The 23,751-nt window shown below is 69.6% G+C and carries 22 protein-coding genes and 1 tRNA gene; 15 read left to right on the top strand and 8 right to left on the bottom strand.

Annotated elements, in window-relative coordinates; all coding sequences use genetic code 11:
• The first annotated feature begins 120 nt into the window (after nucleotides 1-120).
• The 6 genes from VSO01S_RS04185 to pdeM all read left to right on the top strand — a co-directional run bounded on the left by VSO01S_RS04185 (nucleotide 121) and on the right by pdeM (nucleotide 7,976).
• The gene (locus VSO01S_RS04185) at nucleotides 121-1,284 is read left to right on the top strand and encodes a Gfo/Idh/MocA family protein (RefSeq protein ID WP_068640611.1); all 1,164 of its coding nucleotides are present in this window, start codon (nucleotides 121-123) and stop codon (nucleotides 1,282-1,284) included.
• A 60-nt stretch (nucleotides 1,285-1,344) separates the two neighbouring features.
• Nucleotides 1,345-1,908 carry a DUF3617 domain-containing protein gene (locus VSO01S_RS04180; protein WP_245684101.1) on the top strand — a complete coding sequence of 188 codons (564 nt, stop codon included), beginning with the start codon at nucleotides 1,345-1,347 and terminating at the stop codon, nucleotides 1,906-1,908.
• Between the two features lie 153 nt (nucleotides 1,909-2,061).
• Nucleotides 2,062-3,099 carry a ligase-associated DNA damage response exonuclease gene (locus VSO01S_RS04175; protein ID WP_068640610.1) on the top strand — a complete coding sequence of 346 codons (1,038 nt, stop codon included), beginning with the start codon at nucleotides 2,062-2,064 and terminating at the stop codon, nucleotides 3,097-3,099.
• A complete protein-coding gene (locus tag VSO01S_RS04170) occupies nucleotides 3,096-4,748 on the top strand; it encodes an ATP-dependent DNA ligase (protein ID WP_068640540.1) in 1,653 nt (550 codons plus the stop codon). The genes VSO01S_RS04175 and VSO01S_RS04170 overlap by 4 nt, the downstream gene beginning before the upstream one ends.
• Nucleotides 4,745-7,303, top strand: coding sequence for a ligase-associated DNA damage response DEXH box helicase (locus VSO01S_RS04165; RefSeq protein ID WP_084241676.1), 2,559 nt, complete (start codon nucleotides 4,745-4,747; stop codon nucleotides 7,301-7,303). The genes VSO01S_RS04170 and VSO01S_RS04165 overlap by 4 nt, the downstream gene beginning before the upstream one ends.
• A 4-nt stretch (nucleotides 7,304-7,307) precedes the next feature.
• A complete protein-coding gene (gene pdeM, locus VSO01S_RS04160; RefSeq protein WP_068640539.1) occupies nucleotides 7,308-7,976 on the top strand; it encodes a ligase-associated DNA damage response endonuclease PdeM in 669 nt (222 codons plus the stop codon).
• Here the strand turns inward: pdeM and VSO01S_RS04155 are convergent.
• From VSO01S_RS04155 to VSO01S_RS04145, 3 genes are all read right to left on the bottom strand, one after another.
• The gene (locus VSO01S_RS04155) at nucleotides 7,973-8,497 is read right to left on the bottom strand and encodes a TPM domain-containing protein (RefSeq protein WP_068640538.1); all 525 of its coding nucleotides are present in this window, start codon (nucleotides 8,495-8,497) and stop codon (nucleotides 7,973-7,975) included. The two genes, pdeM and VSO01S_RS04155, sit on opposite strands and share 4 nt — an antisense overlap.
• A gap of 4 nt (nucleotides 8,498-8,501) precedes the next feature.
• Nucleotides 8,502-9,440 (bottom strand): TPM domain-containing protein, encoded by a 939-nt coding sequence (locus VSO01S_RS04150; protein WP_176579522.1) that lies wholly within the window; start codon nucleotides 9,438-9,440, stop codon nucleotides 8,502-8,504.
• A 113-nt stretch (nucleotides 9,441-9,553) separates the two neighbouring features.
• The gene (locus VSO01S_RS04145) at nucleotides 9,554-10,156 is read right to left on the bottom strand and encodes a LemA family protein (RefSeq protein WP_174544708.1); all 603 of its coding nucleotides are present in this window, start codon (nucleotides 10,154-10,156) and stop codon (nucleotides 9,554-9,556) included.
• Between the two features lie 58 nt (nucleotides 10,157-10,214).
• Between VSO01S_RS04145 and VSO01S_RS04140 the strand changes: the two genes are divergently transcribed.
• The 6 genes from VSO01S_RS04140 (at nucleotide 10,215) to VSO01S_RS04115 (ending at nucleotide 14,488) form a co-directional block, all read left to right on the top strand.
• Nucleotides 10,215-10,994: a Rossmann-fold NAD(P)-binding domain-containing protein gene (locus VSO01S_RS04140; protein WP_068640536.1), complete on the top strand. Its 780-nt coding sequence runs from the start codon at nucleotides 10,215-10,217 to the stop codon at nucleotides 10,992-10,994.
• A gap of 31 nt (nucleotides 10,995-11,025) precedes the next feature.
• Entirely contained in the window at nucleotides 11,026-11,472 is a 447-nt protein-coding gene (locus tag VSO01S_RS04135) for a YybH family protein (RefSeq protein WP_068640535.1), read from the top strand.
• 4 nt (nucleotides 11,473-11,476) lie between these two features.
• Nucleotides 11,477-12,460, top strand: a complete 984-nt coding sequence (locus VSO01S_RS04130) for a YheT family hydrolase (RefSeq protein WP_068640534.1) — start codon at nucleotides 11,477-11,479, stop codon at nucleotides 12,458-12,460.
• Nucleotides 12,461-12,493: 33 nt separating this feature from the next.
• Nucleotides 12,494-13,051: a DUF2946 family protein gene (locus VSO01S_RS04125; RefSeq protein ID WP_068640533.1), complete on the top strand. Its 558-nt coding sequence runs from the start codon at nucleotides 12,494-12,496 to the stop codon at nucleotides 13,049-13,051.
• On the top strand, nucleotides 13,048-13,704 hold the full coding sequence (locus tag VSO01S_RS04120) for an AraC family ligand binding domain-containing protein (RefSeq protein WP_068640532.1): 657 nt from the start codon (nucleotides 13,048-13,050) through the stop codon (nucleotides 13,702-13,704). Before VSO01S_RS04125 ends, VSO01S_RS04120 begins: the two co-directional genes overlap by 4 nt.
• 67 nt (nucleotides 13,705-13,771) lie before the next feature.
• A complete protein-coding gene (locus VSO01S_RS04115) occupies nucleotides 13,772-14,488 on the top strand; it encodes a B3/B4 domain-containing protein (RefSeq protein ID WP_084241675.1) in 717 nt (238 codons plus the stop codon).
• A 52-nt stretch (nucleotides 14,489-14,540) separates the two neighbouring features.
• On the opposite strand, the gene VSO01S_RS04110 is transcribed toward VSO01S_RS04115, so the two are convergent.
• From VSO01S_RS04110 to VSO01S_RS04095, 4 genes are all read right to left on the bottom strand, one after another.
• Complete coding sequence (locus VSO01S_RS04110; protein WP_068640531.1) at nucleotides 14,541-15,113, bottom strand: c-type cytochrome; 573 nt, start codon at nucleotides 15,111-15,113, stop codon at nucleotides 14,541-14,543.
• A 160-nt stretch (nucleotides 15,114-15,273) separates the two neighbouring features.
• The gene (locus VSO01S_RS04105) at nucleotides 15,274-16,743 is read right to left on the bottom strand and encodes an efflux transporter outer membrane subunit (protein ID WP_373282869.1); all 1,470 of its coding nucleotides are present in this window, start codon (nucleotides 16,741-16,743) and stop codon (nucleotides 15,274-15,276) included.
• A gap of 10 nt (nucleotides 16,744-16,753) precedes the next feature.
• A complete protein-coding gene (locus VSO01S_RS04100; protein WP_068640530.1) occupies nucleotides 16,754-19,915 on the bottom strand; it encodes an efflux RND transporter permease subunit in 3,162 nt (1,053 codons plus the stop codon).
• A 16-nt stretch (nucleotides 19,916-19,931) separates the two neighbouring features.
• A complete protein-coding gene (locus VSO01S_RS04095; RefSeq protein WP_068640529.1) occupies nucleotides 19,932-21,197 on the bottom strand; it encodes an efflux RND transporter periplasmic adaptor subunit in 1,266 nt (421 codons plus the stop codon).
• Between the two features lie 180 nt (nucleotides 21,198-21,377).
• Between VSO01S_RS04095 and VSO01S_RS04090 the strand changes: the two genes are divergently transcribed.
• From VSO01S_RS04090 to VSO01S_RS27685, 3 genes are all read left to right on the top strand, one after another.
• Complete coding sequence (locus VSO01S_RS04090; RefSeq protein WP_068640528.1) at nucleotides 21,378-22,052, top strand: TetR family transcriptional regulator; 675 nt, start codon at nucleotides 21,378-21,380, stop codon at nucleotides 22,050-22,052.
• 41 nt (nucleotides 22,053-22,093) lie between these two features.
• Nucleotides 22,094-22,168, top strand: a tRNA-Arg gene (locus VSO01S_RS04085).
• Nucleotides 22,169-22,356: 188 nt separating this feature from the next.
• The gene (locus tag VSO01S_RS27685; protein WP_153305128.1) at nucleotides 22,357-23,352 is read left to right on the top strand and encodes a hypothetical protein; all 996 of its coding nucleotides are present in this window, start codon (nucleotides 22,357-22,359) and stop codon (nucleotides 23,350-23,352) included.
• Nucleotides 23,353-23,361: 9 nt separating this feature from the next.
• On the opposite strand, the gene VSO01S_RS27480 is transcribed toward VSO01S_RS27685, so the two are convergent.
• Nucleotides 23,362-23,751, bottom strand: a 390-nt coding sequence (locus tag VSO01S_RS27480; RefSeq protein ID WP_506016896.1) for an SAM-dependent methyltransferase, incomplete at its 5' end; no start/stop codon positions are given.

Raw genomic sequence — 23,751 nt, 5'->3', positions numbered from 1 at the left:
TCCGCCAACCCCCTTCCGGGGGCGCACCCAGCGGCCTGGCAAAGCCAGTTCCGCGGGTGCCCGCGAACGGCCTGCGCTTTGCGCGGCCTGGCATTCGTTCCGGCACTTTGGTTGATGCACATGTCTGAAACTTCTTCTCGCAAACTGCGCTACGCCATGGTGGGTGGCGGGCAGGGGGCCTTCATCGGGGCGGTGCATCGGCACGCGATTGCGCTGGACGGGCAGGCCGAGCTGGTGGCGGGGGCGCTGTCTTCCACGCCGGACAAGGCGCGGGTGTCGGGGCGCGAGCTTCTGCTGGCCGACGGTCGCAATCACGGGGACTGGCAGTCGCTCTTGGCCGACGAGTTGAAGCGCCCGGCGGAGGAGCGCATCGACTTCGTATCCATCGTCACGCCCAACCATGTGCACTACCCGGTCGCGCAAGCCTTCGTCGACGCGGGCTTTCATGTGGTGTGCGACAAGCCGCTGGTGCACACGCGCGAACAGGCCGATGCGCTGGTGGCCGCGGTGCAGCGGCAAGGCACCGTGTTCGGCGTGACCTACAACTACACCGGCTACCCCATGGTGCGCCAGGCCCGGGCCATGGTGCGGGCGGGCGAGCTGGGCGAGCTGCGCAAGGTGGTGGTCGAATACAACCAGGGTTGGCTGTCTTCGCAGCTGGAGTCCAGCGGCAACAAGCAGGCCGCCTGGCGCACCGATCCGCAAAAGAGCGGCGCGGCGGGCGCCATCGGCGACATCGGCTCGCATGCCGAGAACCTCGTGGCCACCATCACCGGCCTGCAGATCGAGAGCCTGTGTGCCGACCTCACCCACATGGTGCCGGGCCGCGCGCTGGACGACGACGCCAGCATGCTGCTGCGCTTTGCCGGCGGCGCGCGCGGCGTGCTGATCGCGTCGCAGATCAACACCGGGCTGGAGAACGACCTGCGCGTGCGCATCTCCGGCACGCTCGGCACGCTGGAATGGCGCCAGGAGCAGCCCAGCCAGCTCGTCCACTACCCGCACGACGGCCCCAAGCGCGTGTTCACCCGCGGCGCGCCGTGGCTGCATCCGTCCGCGCAGCGTGCCAGTCGCATTCCCGCGGGCCATCCGGAAGGCTTCATCGAGGCCTTCGCCAACATCTACGCGGGCGTCATCGAGGACATCCGCGCCCGCATCGAGGGCCGTGCTGCCGATCCGCTGCTGGCCGACTACCCACGGGTGGAAGACGGCGCGCGGGGCGTGCGCTTCATCGAGCGCACGGTGGCCTCGGCGGCCAGCGCGGCCAAATGGACACCCTGGTAGCACGGCGATAGCGCCATCGTCCTATTCCAGTGGCGCGCCCGGCGGGGTAGAACATCGTCCTTGACGACCACTCTCCTGCCGGAGCTGACGATGTCCTTGCGCAAGCCCCTTCCCGCCGCGGCGCTGCTGCTGCTCTTGTTCGCCGCGTGTGCAGCCGGCGCCGCCAACCTCGACTATCCGCCGCGCAAGCCCGGCTTGTGGGAAATGAGCATGGCGCAGGGCGACGATCCGCAGGCCCAGCCGCATGTGGTGCAGCAGTGCATCGATGCGAAGTCCGACGTCGCCATGCGCGAGATGGGGCAGGGCGCCAGCCGCGATGCCTGCTCCAAGCAGGACATGCGAAAGGACGGCGACAAGATCGTGGTCGACTCGGTCTGCAAGATGGGCGCCACCACCCTCACCAGCCATTCGGAAATCAGCGGCGACTTCTCCAGCAGCTACCGCATGGAGTCGCACACCACCTACGAGCCGCCCATGGCCGGCCGCGCCAAGGGCACGGCCATCGTGCAGGCCAAGTGGCTGGGCCCGTGCAAGGCCGGCCAGAAGCCTGGCGACATGGTCATGCCCAATGGGCAGACCATGAACTTCATGGACATGCAGTCCATGCAGAAAAAGAAGAAGTAGGCCGCGGCCCACAGCGCTTGACGCCAGCGGGGCGCCGCAAGCGCGCACGCCAGCCACTACGATGTTCGCATGGTGGCCAGTGTCAGCTTCTCCAGCCTCTCCAGCCCCTCCAGCCCTGCCGCCCCCGCGGTTGCCGCGCGGCCCGACGACCTCGTGGTCGCGCGGCCCGAGGGGCTCTATTGCCCGCCGGGCGGCTTCTTCATCGATGCCTGGCAGCCGGTGGAGCGCTCGCTCATCACCCATGGCCATTCGGACCATGCACGGATGGGCCACGGCCACTATCTGGCGCATGCCGACAGTGCCGGCATCCTGCGCGCTAGGCTGGGCGAACAGATCGACCTGCAGACGCTGCCTTATGGCGAAGCCATCGAGTACAACGGCGTGACGATCTCGCTGCACCCCGCAGGCCATGTGCTCGGTTCCGCCCAGGTCCGGTTGGAGCATCAAGGCCGCGTCTGGGTGGTATCGGGCGACTACAAGACCGAGGCCGATGGCACCTGCGCACCGTTCGAGCCGGTGCCCTGCCAGGTCTTCGTCACCGAGTCGACCTTCGGCCTGCCGATCTACCGCTGGGCGCCACAGACGCAGACCTTCGGCGAGATCAACGCATGGTGGCATGCCAATGCGCTCGCGGGCCGTGCATCGGTGCTCTTCTGCTATGCCTTCGGCAAGGCGCAGCGCATCCTGCATGGCGTCGATGCCGGCATCGGGCCCATCGTCGTGCACGGTGCGCTCGAACCGCTCAACGCGGCCTACCGCGCGGCCGGCGTGGCGTTGCCGGACACGGTGCGCGTCACGGATGCCGGTGTCGATGCGTCGCTGCTGCGCCGCGCGCTCGTGCTGGCGCCGCCGTCGGCCCAGGGCACGCCCTGGCTGCGCCGCTTCGGCGACTACTCCGACGCCTTCGCCAGCGGCTGGATGCAGTTGCGCGGTGCGCGCCGCCGGCGTGCGGTCGACCGTGGGTTCGTGCTCTCCGACCATGCCGACTGGCCCGGGCTGCAGTCGGCCATCGCGGGCACCGGCGCCGAGCGTGTCGTGGTCACCCATGGCAGCGCGGCCGTGCTGGTGCGCTGGCTGTGCGAAGCCGGCCTGCCGGCGCATACCTTCCACACCGAATATGGCGAGCAGGAAGACGAGTCGCCAAGCAGCGCCGCAGGCGCGAATGCGCAGCAGGAGGCGGGCGCCACGTGAAGGACTTCGCCGCCCTCTACGCCGCGCTGGACGCCACCACGTCGAGCCTGGCCAAGCAGGCCGCGCTGCAGGCCTACCTGCGCCGTGCGGCGCCCGAGGACGCGGCCTGGGCCGTGTATTTCCTGGCCGGCGGCAAGCCGAGGCAGATCGCGCCGGTGAAACTGCTGCGCCTGCTGGCCCAGGAAGCGGCCGGCCTGCCCGAGTGGCTGTTCGAAGAGTGCTACCAGGCCGTGGGCGACCTGGCCGAGACCATCTCGCTGCTGCTGCCCGAGCCGGACGACACGCACGAGCTCGGACTGGCGCAGTGGGTGCAGGACGAGCTGCTGCCCCTGCGCGGCCTGCCGCCGGAAGATCTCGCCGATCGCCTTCGCGCCCAGTGGCGCCGGCTCGCGCCATCGGAGCGGCTGGTCTACTTCAAGCTCATCACCGGCGCCTTCCGCGTCGGCGTTTCCAGGCTGCAGGTGACGCAGGCGCTGGCAGCGGTCAGCGGGGTGGACGCCAAGCGCATCGCGCAGCGCCTGATGGGCTACACGCACATCGGGGCGCGCCCGTCGGGCGCAAGCTATGTCGCGCTCGCTGCACCGGTCGAGGAAGGCCAGCACGAGATCGGCGCCGGCGGCCATCCCTATCCCTTCTTTCTTGCGCATCCCTTCAACCTGCCGCTGGCCGAGTTCGATGCCGCACTCGGGCCGCCGCAGCAGTGGATCGTCGAGTGGAAGTGGGACGGCATCCGCGCGCAACTGGTCAAGCGCGGCGGCCAGGCCTGGCTTTGGTCGCGCGGTGAAGAACTGGTGACCGAGCGGTTTCCGGAGCTCGCGCAGATGGGCCAGGCACTGCCCGACGGCACGGTGCTCGACGGCGAGATCGTGGTCTGGCGCCATGACCGCGTCCAGCCCTTTGCCGAACTGCAGAAACGCATCGGCCGCAAGGCGGTGAGCGCCAGGCTCATGAAAGACCTGCCCGTGGTGCTGCTCGCCTACGACATTCTCGAATGGGAAGGGCGCGACATGCGCAGCCGCCCGCAGGCGCAGCGGCGCGAGCTGCTCGACGACGTCGTGACGCAGCTGCAGCACCCCGCGCTCATCGCCAGCCCCATGCTCACCGGCGACGGCTGGGCCGAGCTTGCGCGCCAGCGGGAACAGGCGCGCGAACTCGGCGTGGAAGGGCTGATGCTCAAGCAGCGCGATGCCGCCTACGGTGTGGGCCGCACCAAGGAGTCCGGCGTGTGGTGGAAGTGGAAGATCGACCCGATGAGCGTCGATGCCGTGCTCATCTACGCGCAGCGCGGCCATGGCCGCCGCGCCAGCCTGTACAGCGACTACACCTTCGCCGTGTGGGACTTGCCGCCGGAGGCATCGCAGCGCAAGCTGGTGCCTTTTGCCAAGGCCTATTCGGGCCTGAGCGACGAGGAGATGGCACGCGTGGATGCACTCGTACGCCGCACCACCATCGAAAGCTTCGGGCCGGTGCGCAGCGTCACGCCCACCATGGTGTTCGAACTCGGATTCGAAGGCATCGCGCGCAGCACGCGGCACAAGAGCGGCATTGCGGTGCGCTTCCCCCGCATGCTGCGCTGGCGCGAGGACAAGCCGGTGCAAGAGGCCGACACGCTGCAGACGCTGGCCGCGCTGCTGCCACCCACCGAATGAAACCGAGCGACGTCCAGGCCTGGTTCGCCGCGCGCGGCTGGCGGCCCTTCGGCTTCCAGCGCGAGGTGTGGGTCGCCGTGGCCAAGGGGCAGTCGGGGCTGCTGCATGCCACCACCGGCGCCGGCAAGACCTACGCGCTGTGGTTCGGTGCGCTGCTGGCGCTGTCTGACGTTGCAGGCGGTCGCCGGCGAAGCCGCGCGAAGGCAGAGGCGCCTGACGCCGCCACTGTCGCCGCGCCACTGCAGGTGCTGTGGATCACGCCCATGCGCGCGCTGGCCGCCGACACGCTGCGCGCGCTGCAGCTGCCCTTGGAATCGCTGGCCCCCCACTGGCAGGCTGGCGCGCGCAGCGGCGACACATCCTCCGCCGAGCGCAGCGCGCAGGACAAGCGGCTGCCCACCGCCCTCGTCACCACGCCCGAGAGCCTGTCGCTGATGCTCTCGCGCGCCGACGCGAAGGAGCAATTGCGCAGCGTGCGTCTGGTCGTGGTGGACGAGTGGCACGAGCTCATGGGCAACAAGCGCGGCGTGCAGGTGCAGCTGGCGCTGGCGCGCCTCAAGCGCTGGCGGCCGGACCTGGTGGTGTGGGGCATGTCGGCCACGCTCGGCAACCTGGACGAAGCACTGCGGACACTGCTGGGGCCCGGCGCGGAAGGCGGCGTGCTGGTGCGCGGCGAAACACCCAAGGAGCTCATCGTCGATACGCTGCTGCCCGGCCGGTCGGAGCGCTTTCCATGGGGCGGCCACCTGGGCGTGACCATGCTGCCGCAGGTGGTGGAAGAAATCGCTGCCAGCAGCACCACGCTGGTCTTCACCAACACCCGGTCGCAGGCGGAGATCTGGTATTCGGCCCTGCTCGATGCGCGCCCCGATTGGGCGGGCGAGATCGCGCTGCACCATGGCTCGCTGGACCGCGCCGTGCGGGAGTGGGTGGAACTGGCCTTGAAGAAGGGCAGCCTGCGGGCGGTGGTGTGCACCTCGAGCCTGGACCTGGGCGTGGACTTTCTTCCGGTGGAGCGCGTGCTGCAGATCGGCTCGGCCAAGGGCATCGCGCGGCTCCTGCAGCGCGCCGGTCGGTCCGGCCACGCGCCCGGGCGGCCTTCGCGCATCACCCTGGTGCCCACGCACAGCATCGAGATCATCGAGGGCGCGGCCGCGCGCGCCGCCATCGCCGCCGGGCAGATCGAGGCGCGGCAGACGCCGCACCAGCCGCTGGATGTGCTGGTGCAGCACCTGGTGACGGTGGCGCTGGGTGGCGGCTTCACGCCCGAAGCGCTGTACGACGAGGTGCGCAGCACCGCCGCCTATGCGAGCCTGCCGGCGGACACCTGGCAGTGGTGCCTGGACTTCGTCGCCCGGGGCGGGCCGTCGCTCGTGGCCTATCCCGACTACAAACGCGTGGTGCCCGATGCCGAAGGCGTGTGGCGCGTGCCCGATGCGCGGCTGGCGCGGCGCCATCGCATGAACATCGGCACCATCGTCAGCGACGCGAGCATCTCGGTGCAGTACCTGAGCGGCGGTCGCATCGGCAGTGTGGAAGAGAGCTTCGTTGCGCGCCTGAAGCCCGGCGACTGCTTTCTCTTCGGCGGCCGCCTTTTGGAGCTGGTGCGCATCCACGACATGACGGCCCTGGTTCGCCGTGCAAGCGGCCAGCGCCCGGCCGTGCCGCGCTGGGGCGGCGGGCGCATGGCCTTCACCAGCACCCTGGGCGACGCGGTGGTGCAGCAGCTGGCCCGGGCCGGCGCGGGTGTGTTCGACTCGCCCGAACTGCAGAGCCTGCGGCCGTTGCTGGAGCTGCAGCGGCAGTGGTCCGCGCTGCCGTCGCACGAGCACCTGCTGGCCGAGAGCCTGCAGACGCGCGAAGGCTGGCACTTGTTCGTCTACCCCTTTGCCGGCCGGCCGGTGCATCTGGGCCTGGCCAGCCTCCTGGCGTGGCGCATCGCGCAGCACGAGCCGCGCACCTTCTCCATTGCCTTCAACGACTACGGCTTCGAACTGCTGAGCGCGGTGGAGGTCGACTGGGCGACGCTGCTGCCGCGCACCCTGCACGGTGCGACGGATGCACAGGCGCTGCTGCATGAAGTGCTGGCCAGCCTCAACGCCAGCGAACTGGCGCGCCGGCGCTTTCGCGAGATTGCCCGGGTGTCGGGCCTGATCTTCCAGGGCTACCCTGGCGAGAAGCGCAGCAACCGGCAGTTGCAGGCCTCCAGCTCGCTCTTCTACGAGGTGTTCAGGAAGTACGACCCCGGCAACCGCCTGCTGGCCCAGGCTGAGCAGGAGCTGCTGGCGCAGGAGCTGGAGATCGGCCGCCTGCAGGCCAGCCTGGAACGGATGAATGCACAGCAGCTGGTCATGCGGCGCATCGAGCGGCCCACGCCTTTTTCCTTTCCGCTCATGGTCGAGCTGTTCCGCGAAAAGCTCACCAACGAGAAGCTGGGCGACCGCATCGCGCGCATGGTGGCGCAGCTGGAGAAGGCGGCCGGCGGCAGCATGGGCGCCGGCCACGTGGACGAGGTGCGCAAGAGCCTGGTGTTCGGCGCGCAGGGTGCAAACTAGCGCGATGTCGAACGGCGGCGGCGGTGCGTGCGAAGTGCAATGGGCGGGCGAGCGGCTCTTGCTGCTGCCGGAGCGTGCCATCAGCTGGCCGGCGGCCGGCGTGCTCTTCGTGGCCGACTTGCACCTGGGCAAGGCCGCCACCTTTCGTGCCCTGGGCCAGCCGGTGCCCGGCGGCACCACGGCGCAGAACCTGGCGCGGCTGGATGCACTGCTGGCAGCGCATGCGGTGCGGCACCTGGTGGTGCTGGGCGACTTTTTGCATGCGGCGCAGGCGCGCACGCCGGCCTTGCTGGCCGCACTCGAGGATTGGCGCGAACGGCATGCGGGCCTGGCTTGCACGCTGGTGCGCGGCAACCACGACAGCCGCGCCGGCGATCCGCCGCCGGGCCTTCGAATCGACATCGTCACCGAGCCCTGGCTCGTCGGTCCCTTTGCCTGCTGCCACCATCCGCAGCAGCATCCGACGCACTTCGTGCTGGCCGGCCATCTTCATCCGGTGTGCGGGCTGCACGGCAGCGGGCGCGACAGCATGCGGCTGCCCTGCTTTGTCCAGGAGAGGGCGCAGGCTGTGCTGCCTGCGTTCGGAGAATTCACCGGTGGCTGGTACGTGGAGCGGGCAGAAGGCCGGCGCTTCTATCCCATCGGCGACGATGCCGTGTGGACGCTGCCTTAGATCACCACCGGTGCATCCGGCAGTTCGTTGCCGTCCGCCTCGCCCGGCGCCAGCGGAAAGTGTTCCACCAGCAGCGCCGACACCTCCGCCAGCGCCTGTGTCAGACCGTCCTCGAAGCGGCCCTCGCGAAAGGCCTGGCTCATGCGCTGGGTCATGGCGGCCCACGCCTGCTCGCTCACCTTGCGTGCGATGCCGCGGTCGGCCACGACCTCGATGGCGTGTTCCACCAGCAGCAGGTAGATGAGCACGCCGTTGTTGTGCTCGGTGTCCCACACGCGCAGCTTGCCGAACATGGCCACGGCGCGCTCGCGCGCGGTGGCGTCGCGCCACAGGTAGGAGTTGGGCAGCCCGGCCTCGACGCAGATGCGGATCTCGCCGCTGTGGCGCCGCTCGCTGGCGCCCACCCGGGCCGCGAGCCGCTCCAGCAGGTCGGGGGGCAGGGCGCGCGCGATCTCGGCGCGGTCGATCCATCGATGGCGCCAGATGCGTGCGAGCTTGCCGAAGAAGGTTCTGCTGCCCATGGTGCTACCAATCCCCCGAAGCGCCGCCGCCGCCGAAGTCGCCGCCGCCGCCCGAACTGAATCCACCGCCGCCTCCGCCGCCACCGCCGAAGCCGCCGTGGCCACCGCCCCAGCTGCCGCCGCCATAGCCGCCCGGAAAGCCGCCGAAGCCTCCGCGTCCGCCGTGGCCGCGCCCCAGCGTCGGAATGCCGACGAAGGCGCTGGAGATCAGGGTGAAGAAGAGCGCCACGATGCCGGCCGCAATGGCCACCCACATGGTTGCCGTGACGAAGAAGGCAATGCCGCCGGTGGCCGCGCCGGTGGCCAGCGCGCCCAGCTTGTTGCCGAACACGCCGCGCAGCACGCGCCCCAGCACCAGCACGCCGAAGAAGAGGAAGATGCCCAGCGTGCCCCAGTCGAAACCGCCGCCGTTGCCCTCGAAGGTGCCGCTGGGGTGCTGCTGCACCGGCGGCAGCGCCTCACCGCGGATCAGGGCGCCGATCTGGTCGACCGCCGCGTCGAGGCCGCCCGCGAAGTCGTTTTGCCTGAAGCGCGGCTTCATCGCGTTGTCGATGATGCGCGCGGCCATGATGTCCGGAATGGCGCCTTCCAGCGTCTTGGCCACCTCGATGCGCATGCGCCGGTCGTCCTTGGCCACGATCACCAGCACGCCGTCGCCGACCGCCTTGCGGCCGATCTTCCATTCGTTGGCCACGCGGTTCGCGTAGCCGGCAATGTCCTCGGGCTGCGTGGTGGGCACCATCAGCACCACCACCTGCGAGCCCTTCTCGGCTTCGATGGCGGCGAGCTTGGCTTCCAGCGCCTGGCGCTGGCTGGCGTTCAGCGTGCCGGTCTGGTCGATGACGCGGCCGCTGAGCGCGGGCACGGGCAGCAGGCCCTGCGCCAGCGCGACCCCCGCTGTCAGCAGCGACCAGACCGTGCCCAGTGCAACCAGCCAGCGCACGACCCACCCCCCATCCGGGAACACCGCGGAACCGGCTTTGCCGGGCCGCAGGTGTTGTCCCCGGCGAGGGGGTTGGCGTAGCGACACGAAGTGCACGAAGCCTGGGGGGAGAACTATTTCTTCGGCGCGCTGAAGTCGACCGTGGGCGGCGTGGAGATCTGCGCCTCGTTCTGCACGGTGAAGTTGGGCTTGGGCGAGTAGCTGAAGACCATGGCCGTCAGGTTGGTCGGGAAGCTGCGCGCCAGCACGTTGTACTCCTGCACCGTCTGGATGTAGCGGTTGCGCGCCACGGTGATGCGGTTCTCGGTGCCCTCGAGCGTGACGCGCAGGTCGCGGAAGGCCTGGTTGGCCTGCAGCTCGGGGTAGCGCTCGGCCACCACCATCAGGCGCGACAGCGCGCCCGTGAGCTCGCCCTGCGCCTGCTGGAACTTGTTGAAGGCCTCGGGGTTGTTCAGCGTCTCGGGCGTGACCTGGATGCTGGTGGCCTTGGCGCGTGCCTCGACCACCTTGGTGAGCGTCTCCTGCTCGAAGTTGGCCTGGCCCTTCACCGTGGCGACGATGTTGGGCACGAGGTCGGCGCGCCGCTGGTACTGGTTGAGCACTTCGCTCCAGGCCGACTTGGTGGCTTCGTCCAGCCGCTGGAAGTCGTTGTAGCCGCAGCCCGTCAGGGACAGGAGCACCGCCATCATCACAAGCCAACGCTTCGTCATCGTCATCATCTTGTTCACCCCTTGCTGAGAAGGGCGCAAAGTTAGCACAGGTAGCATCGGTTGCATGGCAATAGACCCCATCCAGGTGCTGCAGGCCGCCCAGCGGCCGATTGCGCGTACGCCGGAACGAGGGGCGCGGCCCGAGACCACCTTGCTGATCGCCGGCGCCACGGGCGCGCTGGGCAACGAGCTGCTGCGCCGCCTGGCCGGCAGCCATCGGTATGCACAGGCGAAGGTGCTGGCGCGCGAGCCGATGCAGGACGGCCTGCGCGGCGTGCAGACCGTGCTGGTGCCGCCCGATGACGACCCGCGGTCGTGGCCCAGCGTGCAAGCCGACGTGGCGCTGGTGAGCTTCGATCCGCCGCGCCTGTACCACGACCGCGAGCGCGCCCTGTGGGCGCCCGCGCCGCAGCAGCTGCCGCAGATTGCCGCCTGGCTGCGCAGCTGCGGCGTGCGCACGCTGGCCGTGGTGCAGCCGCATGCGCAAGGCCGCCTGCCCGAGGCGCTCAAGCGCGGCCTGGCCAGCCTGGACGAGCAGTCGGTGGCGGCGCTGGGCTTCGAGCGCCTGATCCTGGTGCGCTCGGCGCAAAAGCCCGCCCAGGGCGTGCGCGGCAGCCTGCCGCAGCGGGTGGCCGAATGGATGCTGTCGATTGCGCGCTTCATGGTGCCGGCCAGCGAGCAGCCGGTGCGCGCTGCCGTGGTGGCGCAATTCGTCGACGTCGCGCTGCGGCTGGCACCCCACGGCACGCACGTGGCCGCGCCCGAGCTGGTGTGGCGGGCCGCGCAGGGCAACGCCGAGGCCTGCGAGGCCGCGGTGCGCGAGTGGCTGCTGGGCGGCGCCTGATCCGTCCGCCCTGCAGGCAAAATCCACCCCCATGGCCAAGACCCGACACACCAGCCATTTCGGCGGCACCGCCGACGACGTGGAAGCCTCTTTCTATGAAGCCCTGCAGCGCGGCGACCTGGACGCCCTGATGGCCTGCTGGGCGGACGACGACGAGGTGTTCTGCGTGCACCCGGGCGGCCCTCGCCTGGTGGGCACCGAGGCCATCCGCTCCGCCTTCGAGCAGATGTTCGGCAATGGCAGCATCCACGCCACGCCGGCGCGCGTGCGCAAGGTCGAGTCGCTGGGCAGCTCGGTGCACAACGTGCTCGAGCGCATCGAGGTATTGACCACCGAAGGGCCGCGCCTGGCTTTCGTGCTGGCCACCAACGTCTATCACAAGACTGCGCAGGGCTGGCGCATGGTGGCGCACCATGCCAGCCCCGGCACGGTGCAGGAGCCGTCCGACACCCACGACGCGCCGCAACTTCTACACTGAGCCGATGGAGTACGTCGCGCCCTTCTGGTTGCCCGGCGGCAACCTGCAGACCATCTGGTCCGCCATCGCCGCAAAGAGCGTACGCGGCGCACGCCCTTCGTTCCGGCGCGAGCGCTGGAACACGCCCGACGGCGACTTCATCGACGTCGACTTCCTCGAGGGAACCCAGGCGCCCGGCCCCCGGCCCCTGCTGGTGCTGTTCCACGGCCTGGAAGGCTCATCGCGCAGCCACTACGCGCAGTCCTTCGCCGCCTTCGCGCAGCAGGGCGGCATGGCGTACGCCGTGCCGCACTTTCGCGGCTGCAGCGGCGAGATCAACCTGGCGCCCCGGGCCTACCACTCGGGCGACTACGAGGAAATCGGCTGGATTCTTTCCAGGCTGCGCGCGCAGCACGATGCGCTCGGCGGCGGGCCCATGCTGGTGGTGGGCGTGTCGCTGGGCGGCAATGCGCTGCTGCGCTGGGCGGAAGAGGCGGGCAGCGAGGCCGGCCGCGTCGCCAGCGCCGTGGCCTCCATCTGCGCGCCGGTCGACCTGGCGGCTGGCGGCGCGGCCATCGGGCGCGGCTTCAACCGGCTGGTCTACACCCGCATGTTCCTCAACACCATGAAGCCCAAGGCACTGGCCAAGCTGGCGCAGCACCCGGGGCTGTTCAACCGCGACGCGCTGCTGCAGGCCGGTGACCTCTACGCCTTCGACAACATCTTCACCGCACCGCTGCACGGCTTCCGGGACACCGACGACTACTGGTCGCGCGGTTCGGCCAAGCCGCACCTGGATGCCATCCGCGTTCCGGCGCTGGTGGTCAACGCGCGCAACGACCCCTTCGTTCCGGCGGCCAGCCTGCCGCGCCAACAGGACGTGGGCCGCTACGTGACGCTGTGGCAGCCCGCCCACGGCGGCCACGTGGGTTTTGCCGCCGGATGGCCACCGGGCCATGTCTTCGGCCTGCCGTACGAGGTGGGCGGCTGGCTGGCGCAGCACGCGTAGATCCCCGGCACCCATCAGGAGCAGAATCCGCCCATGGACGACATCGTCAAGCAGGCTCTGGCCAAGTGGCCCAACGTGCCGCACTGCTACGGCTGGCTGGGTCTGGATGCGCGCGGCAACTGGTACATGCGCGACGACCGCACCCAGGCCGCCGGCCCCTTCGTGCAGGCCAAGGGCTCGCTGCTGCGGCACGAGAAGCTCATCGACTTCATCCAGCGCAACTACGAGCACGACGAGGCCGGCCAGTGGTTCTTCCAGAACGGGCCGCAGCGCGTGTATGTGGAACTGGAGTCGACCCCCTGGGTGCTGCGCGTGGACGATGCCGGCGCAAAGGTCGCCACGCACAGCGGCTTGCCAGTACAGGCGGCTGGCTGCCTCGTCGACGAGGAGGGCCGGGTCTACCTCGCGACCGAATTGGGCCTGGGGCGCGTGCACACGCAGGACATGGAAGCCGCGGCCGATGCGATCGAGCAGGGCCGCTGGAAGCCCGAGACGGTGAAGGCGCAGGACCTGCCCGCACGCTTTGGCTACGTGCTCAGCCCCCAGGCGCAGCGCCCGCCACAGCCCGTGCCCAAGGCAGCACCCGCTTGACGGCGCCCTGCCACCAATGCCGGGTGGCCCGCGCGCCCTGGGCGGGCGTGCACAGCGTACGCACCGAGAGCGAACGCCATTTCGGCCGGCACTGGCATGACACCTACGGCATCGGCGTGCTTGAGCAGGGCGCACAGCGCTCGGCCAGCGGCCGCGGCGAGGTCGACGCCCAGGCCGGCGACCTGCTGGCCTGCAACCCCGGCGAGGTGCACGACGGTCGGCCCCTCGGTGGTGGCGCGAGGCGCTGGCGCATGGTTCATTTCGACCGCGCGGTGCTGGCCGCTGCCGCTGGCCGCGAAGACATCGAGCTCACGCGCCCGGTCATCTGTGATCCGCAGCTGCAGGCTGCGCTGCGCCACCTGCTGGGCCAGCTCGAAGCCTGGCAGGCGGGCCGGGCCGGCACCGACCTGGACCTGCTCGCTTGCGAGGAATCGCTGGCCGTGGTGCTGGGCCGCCTGCTGGCGGCGCACGCAAGCGCGGCGCCGCTGTCCCTGGATGCCGGCGACCATGTGGCGCGGTTGCGCGAGCGCCTGGGCGACGAGCTGCAGGCGGCGGCCGAGTCGGGCTTTGCCGACCAGAGCCACATGACACGCGCCTTCACCCGCCACCTGGGCTTCACCCCCGGGGCCTGGCAGCGCGCGATGGCGCAATAGCGTTCAAGACCGTGCGGCCCGCGGCGCGCAGAGTTCGGCGCTTTGCCACCCCCGACGAGCAGCCTCGATGCCTCCGAATCACTTCTTCTCCCACGCCGACACCCTCTGGGCGGCCCACCCCTCGCTGGCCGCGCTGGCCCTGCATGCCCGTGGCCTGAGGCCCGATACCATGGCGCCCGCAGCGCAGATCGCCGAACTGCATGACCGGGCGCGGGCCCGCCTGGGCATCGCGCAGGAAGGCGAGTTTCCCGAAATCCAGGCCTGGCGCCGCGCCTTTGCCCGCATGGGACTCAAGCCCACCCAGTACCGCTGCGCTGCCGAGTCGCTGCTGCGGCGCTTTCGCAAGGACGATGCGCTGCCCGCGCTGCATCCGCTGGTGGATGCCTGCAACGCCGCCTCGCTGGCCTTCGCGATCCCGATCGCGGTGTTCGACCTGGCACAGGTCTCGGGCTCGCTGCAGGTGCGGCCTGCCTTGGGGAACGAACAGTACCTGGCCTTCGGCGGCGAGGCCGAGCAACCCGAGTCGGGCGAGGTGATCTTTGCCGACGCCGATGGCCATGCCCACGCACGTCGCTGGTGCCACCGCCAGAGCGCCAGATCGACCATCCAGCCCGGCACGGCGCAGGTGCTGATCGTCGCGGAGGCGATGCATGATGGCGCGCCCCAGGACCTGGAACTGTTGCGGCAGGTGCTGGGCGAGCTCCTGGGCGCGCTCGGCGCCACCGTGGTCGATGCGCGGCACCTTGGGCGGGAAGCGCCCTTGCTGCCGCTCGCGCTGGGATGAACCAAAGAAAAAAGCCGGCACAAGGCCGGCTATTTGTTTGGATGTGTGGCGCTTACTTGGCCGGTGCTTCGGCTGCAGGCGCTGCCGCCGCAGGACGATCCGGTACCGGGAAGGTGGCGCCGCCGGAATTGGCCATGTAGACCACCGCACGGCCGATTTCCACATCTTCGAAGTCGCCGCCGCCCTGGGCGGGCATGGCGCCCTTGCCCTTGAGGGCATGTTCGAGCAGCGTGGCATAGCCCTGGCCGATGCGCGGACCCCAGGCGGCCGCCTCGTTCAGGTGCGGGGCACCGGGAATGCCGGGGCTGCCGTGGCAGGCCACGCACTGGGCCTTGAACACGGCTTCGCCGGTGGCCAGTTCGCGGTTGGCATCGCGGATTTCCACGGTGCCCACGCGGGCCAGTCGGGCGGCCACGTCGCGGTCGCGCACCTGCTGCGAAACACCGTAGAGGTCCAGGTCGCCGCTGGCGGCGCCGGAGGGCTTGTAGGCCGAGACCACGTAGGCCACCAGGCCCGTGATGATGAGGATGGGAGCAACGAAGGAGAAGAAAACCGCTATGAGAAGCTGCTTCGGGTTCTTGATGGGGCCAGTGTGGGCTTCTTCGGTGTGCGCGGCGTCGCTCATGGAGTCCTCAAGTTATCGATCGGGGGGCTGTCTCGTTAGGGGGACCTGAAATCAACCGGGGATTATAGAAGGGCCCCCCGCACACCCGGCTCCGGGTAGGCCCTCCTTGTGGCGCCGCATCAACGGCCCGCAACCGCGTGGCGGGCGGGCCGCCGGCCGCTCAGCGGGTGGCCTGGTTCGCCTGGCTGGTGGTTGGCGCCGCCGCAGCCGTTTCGCGGCTGGCCCAGCCGCCGCCCAGCGCCTTGAACAAGGTCACCTGGTTCTGCAGCTGCGCCAGCCGGGTCTGGGTGGCGGCCAGCTGGGCAGTGAACAGCGAGCGCTGCGCGTCCTGCAGGTCCAGTGCGTTGGCCACGCCGTTTCGGTAGCGCAGGTCCGACAGCTTGAAGCGCGCTTCTTCCGCCAGGGCGGTCTTGCGCAGCGCATCGAGCTGGTCGCCCAGCGTGGCGCGACCGGCCAGGGCGTCGGCCACTTCGCGGAAGGCGCTCTGGATCGACTTCTCGTACTGCGCCAGCGCGATGTCGCGGTTCGCCCAGGCCGAGTCGAGGCGGGCGCTGTTGGCGCCGTAGTCGAAGATCGGCAGCACCAGCGACGGCGCGAACGACCAGGCCTTGGTGCCGCTGTCGAACAGCCCCGACAGCTCGTTGCTGGCCGTGCCGTAGGTGGCCGTGAGCGTGATGCGCGGGAAGAAGTTGGCCCGCGCCGCGCCGATGTTGGCATTGGCCGCCAGCAGCTGCTGCTCGGCCGCCCGGATGTCGGGGCGCTGCTCCAGCAGTTCGGACGGCAGGCCGGCCGGCACGTCGGCCATGGGCGCGACGGCGTCCAGCGCGCCCAGCCCGCCCTTGATCGACTCGGGCGGCACCGGCGTGCCTAGCAGCAGGGCGAGGGCGTTCTCGTCCTGCAGGCGAAGGCGCTGCTGCTGCGCGTAGGTGGCGCGGGCGCTCTCGGCCAGCGACTCGGCCAGGCGCAGGTCGATCTCGGAGATCACGCCGTTGTCGAAGCGCAGCTTGGACAGCCGCAGGCCTTCCTCGCGTGTGGCCAGCGTGTCGCGCGTGATCTGCATCGACTCTTCGTCGGCGATCACCGCGAGCCAGCCGGTGGCCACGGCGGCCACCAGGCTGATCTGCGTGGCCTTGCGGGCTTCTTCGGTGGCGAGGTATTGCGACAGCGCCGCGTCCTTCAGGCTCTGGATGCGGCCGAAGAAGTCCAGCTCCCACGCCGGGATGCCCACGTTCACGTAGTCGCTCTCGCTCACCGTGTTGCCCAGCAGCGAAGGGCGCTGGCGCGTGCCGCCGGCATTCAGGTTGAGGTTGGGCACCTGCGCCGAACGCGTGATGCGGAACTGCGAGCGGGCGGTCTCGATGTTGAGCACCGCCACCCGCAGGTCGCGGTTGTTCTGCAGCGCGGTGTTGATCAGCCCCACCAGGCGCGGGTCGGTGAAGTAGTCCTGCCACGCGATCTGCGCCGTGGCCGGCTGCCCCGCGATCTGCGCCGGGTTGTTGGGGAAGTACTGCGGCACCGGCGCGACAGGCCGCTCGTAGGTGGGGGCCATCGAGCAGCCGGCCAGCAGCAGGGCCGCGGCCAGCGAGGTGGCCAGGGTCTTGGCAGGCACGAGGGGGTTCCTCATCTTCATGTTGTTGGGGTCAGGCATGGCGGGGCTCGTCCTCGATTCCGGCCGCGTGCGCATGGCGCAGGTCGGCCTCGTGCTGGCGCGCGCTGCCCTTGAAGATCGAGCGCACCACCACGAAGAACACCGGCACGAAGAACACCGCCAGGACGGTGCCGGTCACCATGCCGCCCAGTACGCCGGTGCCGATGGCACGCTGGCTGGCCGAGCCGGCGCCGGAGGCGATCACCAGCGGCACCACGCCCAGGCCGAAGGCCAGCGAGGTCATGATGATCGGCCGGAACCGCAGGTGGGCGGCGGCCAGGGCCGACTCGACCAGCCCCTTGCCCGAGGCCTGCAGATCCTTGGCGAACTCGATGATCAGGATCGCGTTCTTCGCCGACAGGCCGATGATGGTGATCAGGCCCACCTGGAAGTACACGTCGTTCGAATAGCTGCGCAGCCAGGTGGCCAGCAGCACGCCCAGCACGCCCAGCGGCACCACCAGGATCACCGACAGCGGGATGGTCCAGCTCTCGTACAGCGCCGCCAGGCACAGGAACACCGCCAGGATCGAGAAGCCGTACAGGATGATGGCCTGCGAGCCGGCGAGCCGTTCCTCGCGCGACTGGCCGGTCCATTCGTAGCCGAAGCCGGCCGGTAGCTGGGACGCCAGCTTCTCCATCTCGGCCATGGCCGCGCCCGAGCTGTAGCCCGGTGCCGCCGAGCCGGAGATGCGCATGGACGGGTAGCCGTTGTAGCGCACCGTCTGCTGCGCGCCGTTCACCCACTTGGTGGTGGCGAAGGTGGACAGCGGCACCGGCTGGCCCTTGCTGTTGGCGGCATTGAGCTTGAGCAGGTCTTCGGGCTGCATGCGCGCCGGCGCGTCGGCCTGCACCACCACCCGCTGCAGGCGCGACTGGTTCGGGAAGTCGTTGATGTAGGACGACCCGAGCGCGGTCGACAGCGTGGTGTTGATCGCGTCGAAGGTCACGCCCAGGGCGTTGGCCTTGTCGCGGTCGATCACGATCTGCAGCTGCGGCGCGTCTTCCAGGCCGTCCGGGCGCACCAGCGCCAGCAGCGGGCTCTTGCTGGCCATGCCCAGCAGCTGGTTGCGCGCGTTGGTCAGGGCCTCGTGGCCCGCGCCGCTGCGGTCCTGCAGGCGGAAGCTGAAGCCGCTGGCGCTGCCCAGTTCGGGAATGGGCGGCGGCGACAGCGGGTAGATGAACGCGTCGCGAATGCCCGACAGCGCACCGAAGGCCTTGCCGGCGATCGCATCGGCCGATTCGCCGGGGCCCTTGCGCTCGTGCCAGTCCTTCAGCGTCACGAAGGCCAGGCCCGCGTTCTGCCCCTGGCCGGAGAAGCTGAAGCCCATCACCGCCACCATGCTCTGCACTTCGGGCTGCTTGAGGATGTAGTTCTCCACCTGCTGCATGACCGACAGCGTGCGCTCCTGCGTCGCACCCGGCGGCAGCTGCACGTTCACGATGATGTAGCCCTGGTCTTCCTGCGGCAGGAAGGAGGTGGGCAGGCTTCGGAACACGATCACCACCGCGCCCGCGATGGCCGCGTAGATGATCAGGTAGCGCGCCGCGCGGCGCAGGATGCGCGCCACGATGCTTTCGTAGCCCTTGGCCGTGCGCGAGAAGCTGCGGTTGAACCAGCCGAAGAAGCCCTTCTTCTCGTGGTGGTCGTCGTCCACCGGCTTGAGCAGCGTGGCGCACAGCGCCGGCGTGAGCGACAGCGCCATGAAGGCCGAGAAGGCGATGGAGGCCACCATCACCGCCGAGAACTGGCGGTAGATGTTGCCGGTGGAGCCGGCGAAGAAGGCCAGCGGCACGAACACCGAGATCAGCACCACGGTCACGCCGATGATGGCGCCCGAGATCTGCTTCATGGCCTTGCGCGTGGCTTCCAGCGGCGGCAGCTTTTCCTCGGCCATGATGCGCTCGACGTTCTCCACCACCACGATGGCATCGTCCACCACGATGCCGATCACCAGCACCATGCCGAACATGGTCAGCACGTTGATCGAGAAGCCCAGTGCCAGCAGCGTGGCGAAGGTGCCCAGCAGTGCAATGGGCACCACGATGGTGGGGATGATGGTGTAGCGCCAGTTCTGCAGGAACAGGAACATCACCACGAACACCAGCGCCACCGCCTCGAACAGCGTCTTCACCACTTCGGTGATGGAGATGTTCACGAAGCGCGAGCTGTCGTACGGAATGGTCCACTTCACGCCCTGCGGGAAGTACTTGGACAGCTCATCCATCTTGGTGCGGATGGCCTTGGCGGCGGCCAGCGCGTTGCCGCTGGGCGCCAGCTGCACGCCCATGCCCACCGCGCTCTTGCCGTTCAGGCGGGCCGAGGTGGCATAGGTCTGCGCGCCCAGCTCGATGCGGGCCACGTCCTTCAGCCGCACGGCGGAGCCGTCGGTGTTGGCGCGCAGCACGATGTTGCCGAACTGCTCCACGTTGGTGAGCTGGCCGTTGACCACCACCGTGGCGGCAATGGCCTGGCCGGGGGAGTTGGGCAGGTCGCCCAGCACGCCCGAGGCCACCTGCGCGTTCTGCGCGCGGATGGCCGCGTTCACGTCAGCCGCCGAGAGGTTGTAGCCGCGCAGCTTGGCCGGGTCGATCCAGATGCGCATGGCGCGCTCGGAGCCGAACAGCTGTACCTGGCCGATGCCGGGAATGCGCTGTAGCTCGGGCACGATGTTGCGCGCCGCGTAGTCGCCCAGCGCGGTGTCGTCGACCGCCGCGCTTTCGGACGAGAGCATGGTGAACAGCAGGAAGTTGTTGCGCGACTTGTCCACCCGCACGCCCTGCTGCGTCACCGCGGAGGGCAGGCGCGGCGTGGCGCGCGACAGGCGGTTTTGCACATCCACCTGCGCCAGGTCGGCGTTGGTGCCGGTCTCGAAGGTGATGGTGATGGTGCCGGTGCCGTCGGCCTGCGCGACCGACTCCATGTAGATCAGGCCCGGCGAGCCGTTCATTTCGCGTTCGATGACGGACAGCACGCTGTCCTCCAGCGTCTGCGCGGAAGCGCCCGGGTAGGCGACGTTGACCACGATGGCGGGCGGCGCCACCGGCGGGTACTGGGAGATCGGCAGCTGCGTGATGGAGACCGCGCCCATCACGATGATGAACAGCGCGATCACCCACGCGAAGATGGGGCGGTCGATGAAGAACTTGGCCATGATGCGGCTGCGCTCCTTACTGCTTGGCCGCCGGCTCGCTGGCCGCCGGCTTGGCAGGGGCGCCGGCCGCCGGGGCCGCGGCTTGCGCCGTGCCCGGGGCCTGCCACGGCACGGCCTTCACGGGCGTGCCAGGCGGCATCATCTGCAGCTTCTGGAAACCGTCGACCATGACCTGCTCGCCGGCCTTCAGGCCCTCGAGCACCACCCAGCGGTTGTTCTGGCCGGCACTGATCTTCACGTTGCGGGTCGTGACCTTGCCGTCCTCGCCCACCACCATCAGCGTGTCGCCCTGCTGCGTGCGGGTGACGGCCTGCTGCGGCACCGTGATGGCGTTGGACACCTGCGCCTGCTCCAGGCGCACGCGCACGTACAGGCCCGGCAGCAGCGTGCCGTTGGCATTGGGCACCTCGGCACGCAGGGTGATCTGGCCGGTGGTGGCATCCACGGTCAGGTCGGAGAACAGCAGCTTGCCTTCCTGCGGGTACTCGGTGCCGTCTTCCAGCACGATGCGCACGCTGGCCGCCTCGCCGCCGCTGGCGCGCTTGAACAGGCCCGCATCGAGCGCGCGGCGCAGCCGCAGCACGTCGCTGGCCGACTGGGTGAAGTTGACGTACATCGGGTTGATCTGCTGGATCACGGCCAGCTGGGTGGCCTCGCCCTGGCCAACCAGCGCGCCTTCGGTGACCAGCGCGCGGCCGATGCGGCCCGAAATCGGCGCCGTCACCGTGGCGTAGCCCAAGTTGATGCGTGCCGTGGTGAGCGAGGCGCGGGCCACGCCCACATCGGCCTCGGCCTGCTTCCACGATGCCACGGCGTTGGCGTACTCCTGCTTGCTCACCGCATTGGCTTCCACCAGCGGCTTGTAGCGCTCGGCCAGGGCCTTGGTCTGCACCACGTTGGCTTCGGCGCGGGCTAGGCTGGCCTGGGCGCTGCGCAGGGTGGCCTCGTACGGCGATGCGTCGATGCTGAACAGCGGCTGGCCGGCCTTCACGTCGCTGCCTTCGCGGAACAGGCGCTTTTGCAGGATGCCGGCGGCGCGGGCGCGCACTTCGGACACGCGCGAGGCTTCCAGGCGGCCGGGCAGTTCGACCAGCAGGCCGACGTCGCCCGGCGTGGCAACCACCACGCCGACTTCGGGTGCCGGCATCTTGCCGCCGCCGCCCTGGGCCGCGGCCGGCGCATCGCCCTTGCCGCAGGCGGTCAGGGCCAGCGCTGCCAGTGCAACGGCGGCCACGCGTGCCGAGAAGGGAACGGAGCGAGAGACTTCATGCAGAACAGGCATGCGAATCCTTTGATGGGATTTGAAAACGGGATTTGGAACGGGCGCGACGCCCGCCGCGGCCGAGAGGGGCGCGCGTGAAGGGACGGATTGTTCGCCGGAAAGTCCGCTAGTTTACATACATTCATGGATGTATAGTTAGGGCTTCGGCACAAGACCCAATCATTTTTAGAGACATCGAGCATGGCCCGGCGCACCAAGGAAGAGGCACAGGCCACCCGCGAACGCCTGCTGGACGCAGCCGAAATGCTGTTCCAGGCCCAGGGCGTGTCGCAAACCACCCTGCAACAGATTGCACAGGCGGCCAATGCCACGCGCGGCGCGGTGTATTGGCATTTCAAGGACAAGGCCGACCTGTTCAACGCCATGATGGACCGGGTCACCCTGCCGCTGGAGGCAGCCAACCGCGCCGGCATCGCCGCCGCGGAGGAGCAGCCGCTGGCCGCGGTGGAGCGCTCGCTGCTCGACGCGCTGCGCCTGATCACCACCAACCCGCAGGTGCGGCGCGTGTTCGACATTGCCACCCGCAAGATCGAATACACCGACGAGATGGATTCGGTGCGGCGCCGCCACCTGGAGTCGCGCCAGCTTTTCCTGACCGGATTCGAGCAGGCGCTCAAGGCGGCTTCGCGCATCGAGGGCCGCAAGCTGCCCATCCCGGTCGCTTCCGCGGCGCAGGGGCTGCATGCGCTCATCGGCGGCCTGATCGAGGACTGGCTTCTCGACCCCGCGGCCTTCGAGCTGGTGTCGACGGGAAAACGGGTCTTCCATGTCTATCTCTGCGGACTGGGCTTCGGCGGCAGAAGCATCGCCGCCGATGAAGCAAAGGCGGTGCCCGGAGCGGGCGCCTGCCGATAAGCGATAATCGCGGTTTGACGTGGCAGCGCCGCGTCAGAGATCTCGCTGTATTTCAATGGATAGAATTCGGCCCTCCGAAGGCTGAGATCCAGGTTCGATTCCTGGCGGCGGGACCATCCATCTGGCTCAAAGCCCCTCGCGTCATGCACCGACGACCCGCACGTTTTCCAGCGTAGCGGGTTTTTGCTTTTTTGCGCGAGCCCATTGGGGCGGCCGCAATCGCAACACCGCCGACAGCGGTACTACGTTGGTTTGCAGCTTCGGCCATTCAAAATGGCAGCCCGAACACGACGGAGTGACCATCATGCGCCACCCTCCCTTCCATGCCGCGCAGCAGGCCAAGCTGGACGAGCGCCGCCGGCTGATGCGCCGCACCTGGGCACTGGCGGCGCTCGGCGTGGCGTCCGGCGGTGGGGCTGTGCTGCTGGCTTGCGGAGGAGGAGGAGGCGGCGGCGGCACGGGCTCGGCGGGCGGCGCGGCGGCCCCATCGGGGGCTGGTCCCGCGCCTGCGCCCGGTCCTGAGCCTGCACCCGGATCTGCGCCTGCACCCGGATCTGCGCCTGCACCCGGTCCGGCCCCAGCTCCTGGCACACCAGGAACGCCGTCCGACCCCGGCCCATCGCCGGCTCCACCGGCGCCTCCTTTGGCCGCGCCGGCCCTGGGTGCCCATGGACTCAGCTTCCACCGCTTCGGCGAAAGCCAGCCGTCGCTCTCCGTTGCCGGCCTGTCGACGCGCGCGAGCGCAAGCACCGTGCTGGCCTGTGTCGGCCGAGGCCTGCTGTCGGCCGATGTCCCGCCCACGGACAGCGCAGGCAATGTCTACACCCGGCTGGGCGCGTCGCATGTCTACACGCTGTGGCCCACTTCGGGAACGACGCTGTACGCCTGCGTGCAGGCGCGTGGCATCGATGGCCTTGGGGTCGCCGTGGCGAAGCCCGACCCCGGCGATGAAGTGACATTGAGCGTCGTCGAGATTGCCAACGGAGGCCTGGTGCGCGACGTCCAGTGGAAAGAAGTGCTGGCCGGCCAGCCCCTGACCAGCGCCAGTGTCAGCACCACCGGCCCCGCGCTGCTCGTGGCATGGTGGTGGGGCGATTCCGGCGTGTACGAGGAGAAGACAGCCGTGCCCGACAACGGCTTCACCGTCATCGACACGGTGCTGGCTTCGGGCGCATTGGTGCAATGCGCGGTGGCCGTCCGACAGGTCGAGGCGGCCGGCAGCTACAACGTCACCTGGACATCGACGCCGCTGCAGGGGGCACAGCTCTGGCTCGCCGCGGTGCAGGCGGCTGCCTCCTGAGCGCGCGGCTCAGTCTTCTTCGCCGGGCTCGTCCTCGCCAGCCTTGCGCAGCTGCAGCGCGCGTTCGTACAGCGCATTGCGCGGCGCGCCGCTGATCTCGGCCGCCAGGCGTACCGCGGTCTTCACGGGCAGCTCCGGCAGCAGCAGTTGCAGGACCCGTTCGCCTTCATCGGCCTTCGCATCGCCGCCCGCGGGCTGCGGATGCAGCACCAGCGCGAACTCGCCGCGCGTGCGCTGGTCCTTGGCGGCCAGCCAGCCGGCCAGTGCGTCGCATGGCACGGTGTCGATCTCCTCGAACTGCTTGGTCAGCTCGCGGCCCACGGTGATCGGGCGCGGGCCGAGCGCCGCCAGGGCGCGCGCCAGTGCCTCGATGCGGTGGGGCGCCTCCAGCAGCAGCAC

It is taken from the genome of Variovorax soli NBRC 106424, from assembly GCF_001591385.1.
GTDB classification, from domain to species: Bacteria; Pseudomonadota; Gammaproteobacteria; order Burkholderiales; family Burkholderiaceae_C; genus Variovorax; species Variovorax soli.
Note: the sequence above shows the minus strand (reverse complement) of the source record. Positions and strands in the feature narration are given on the sequence as shown.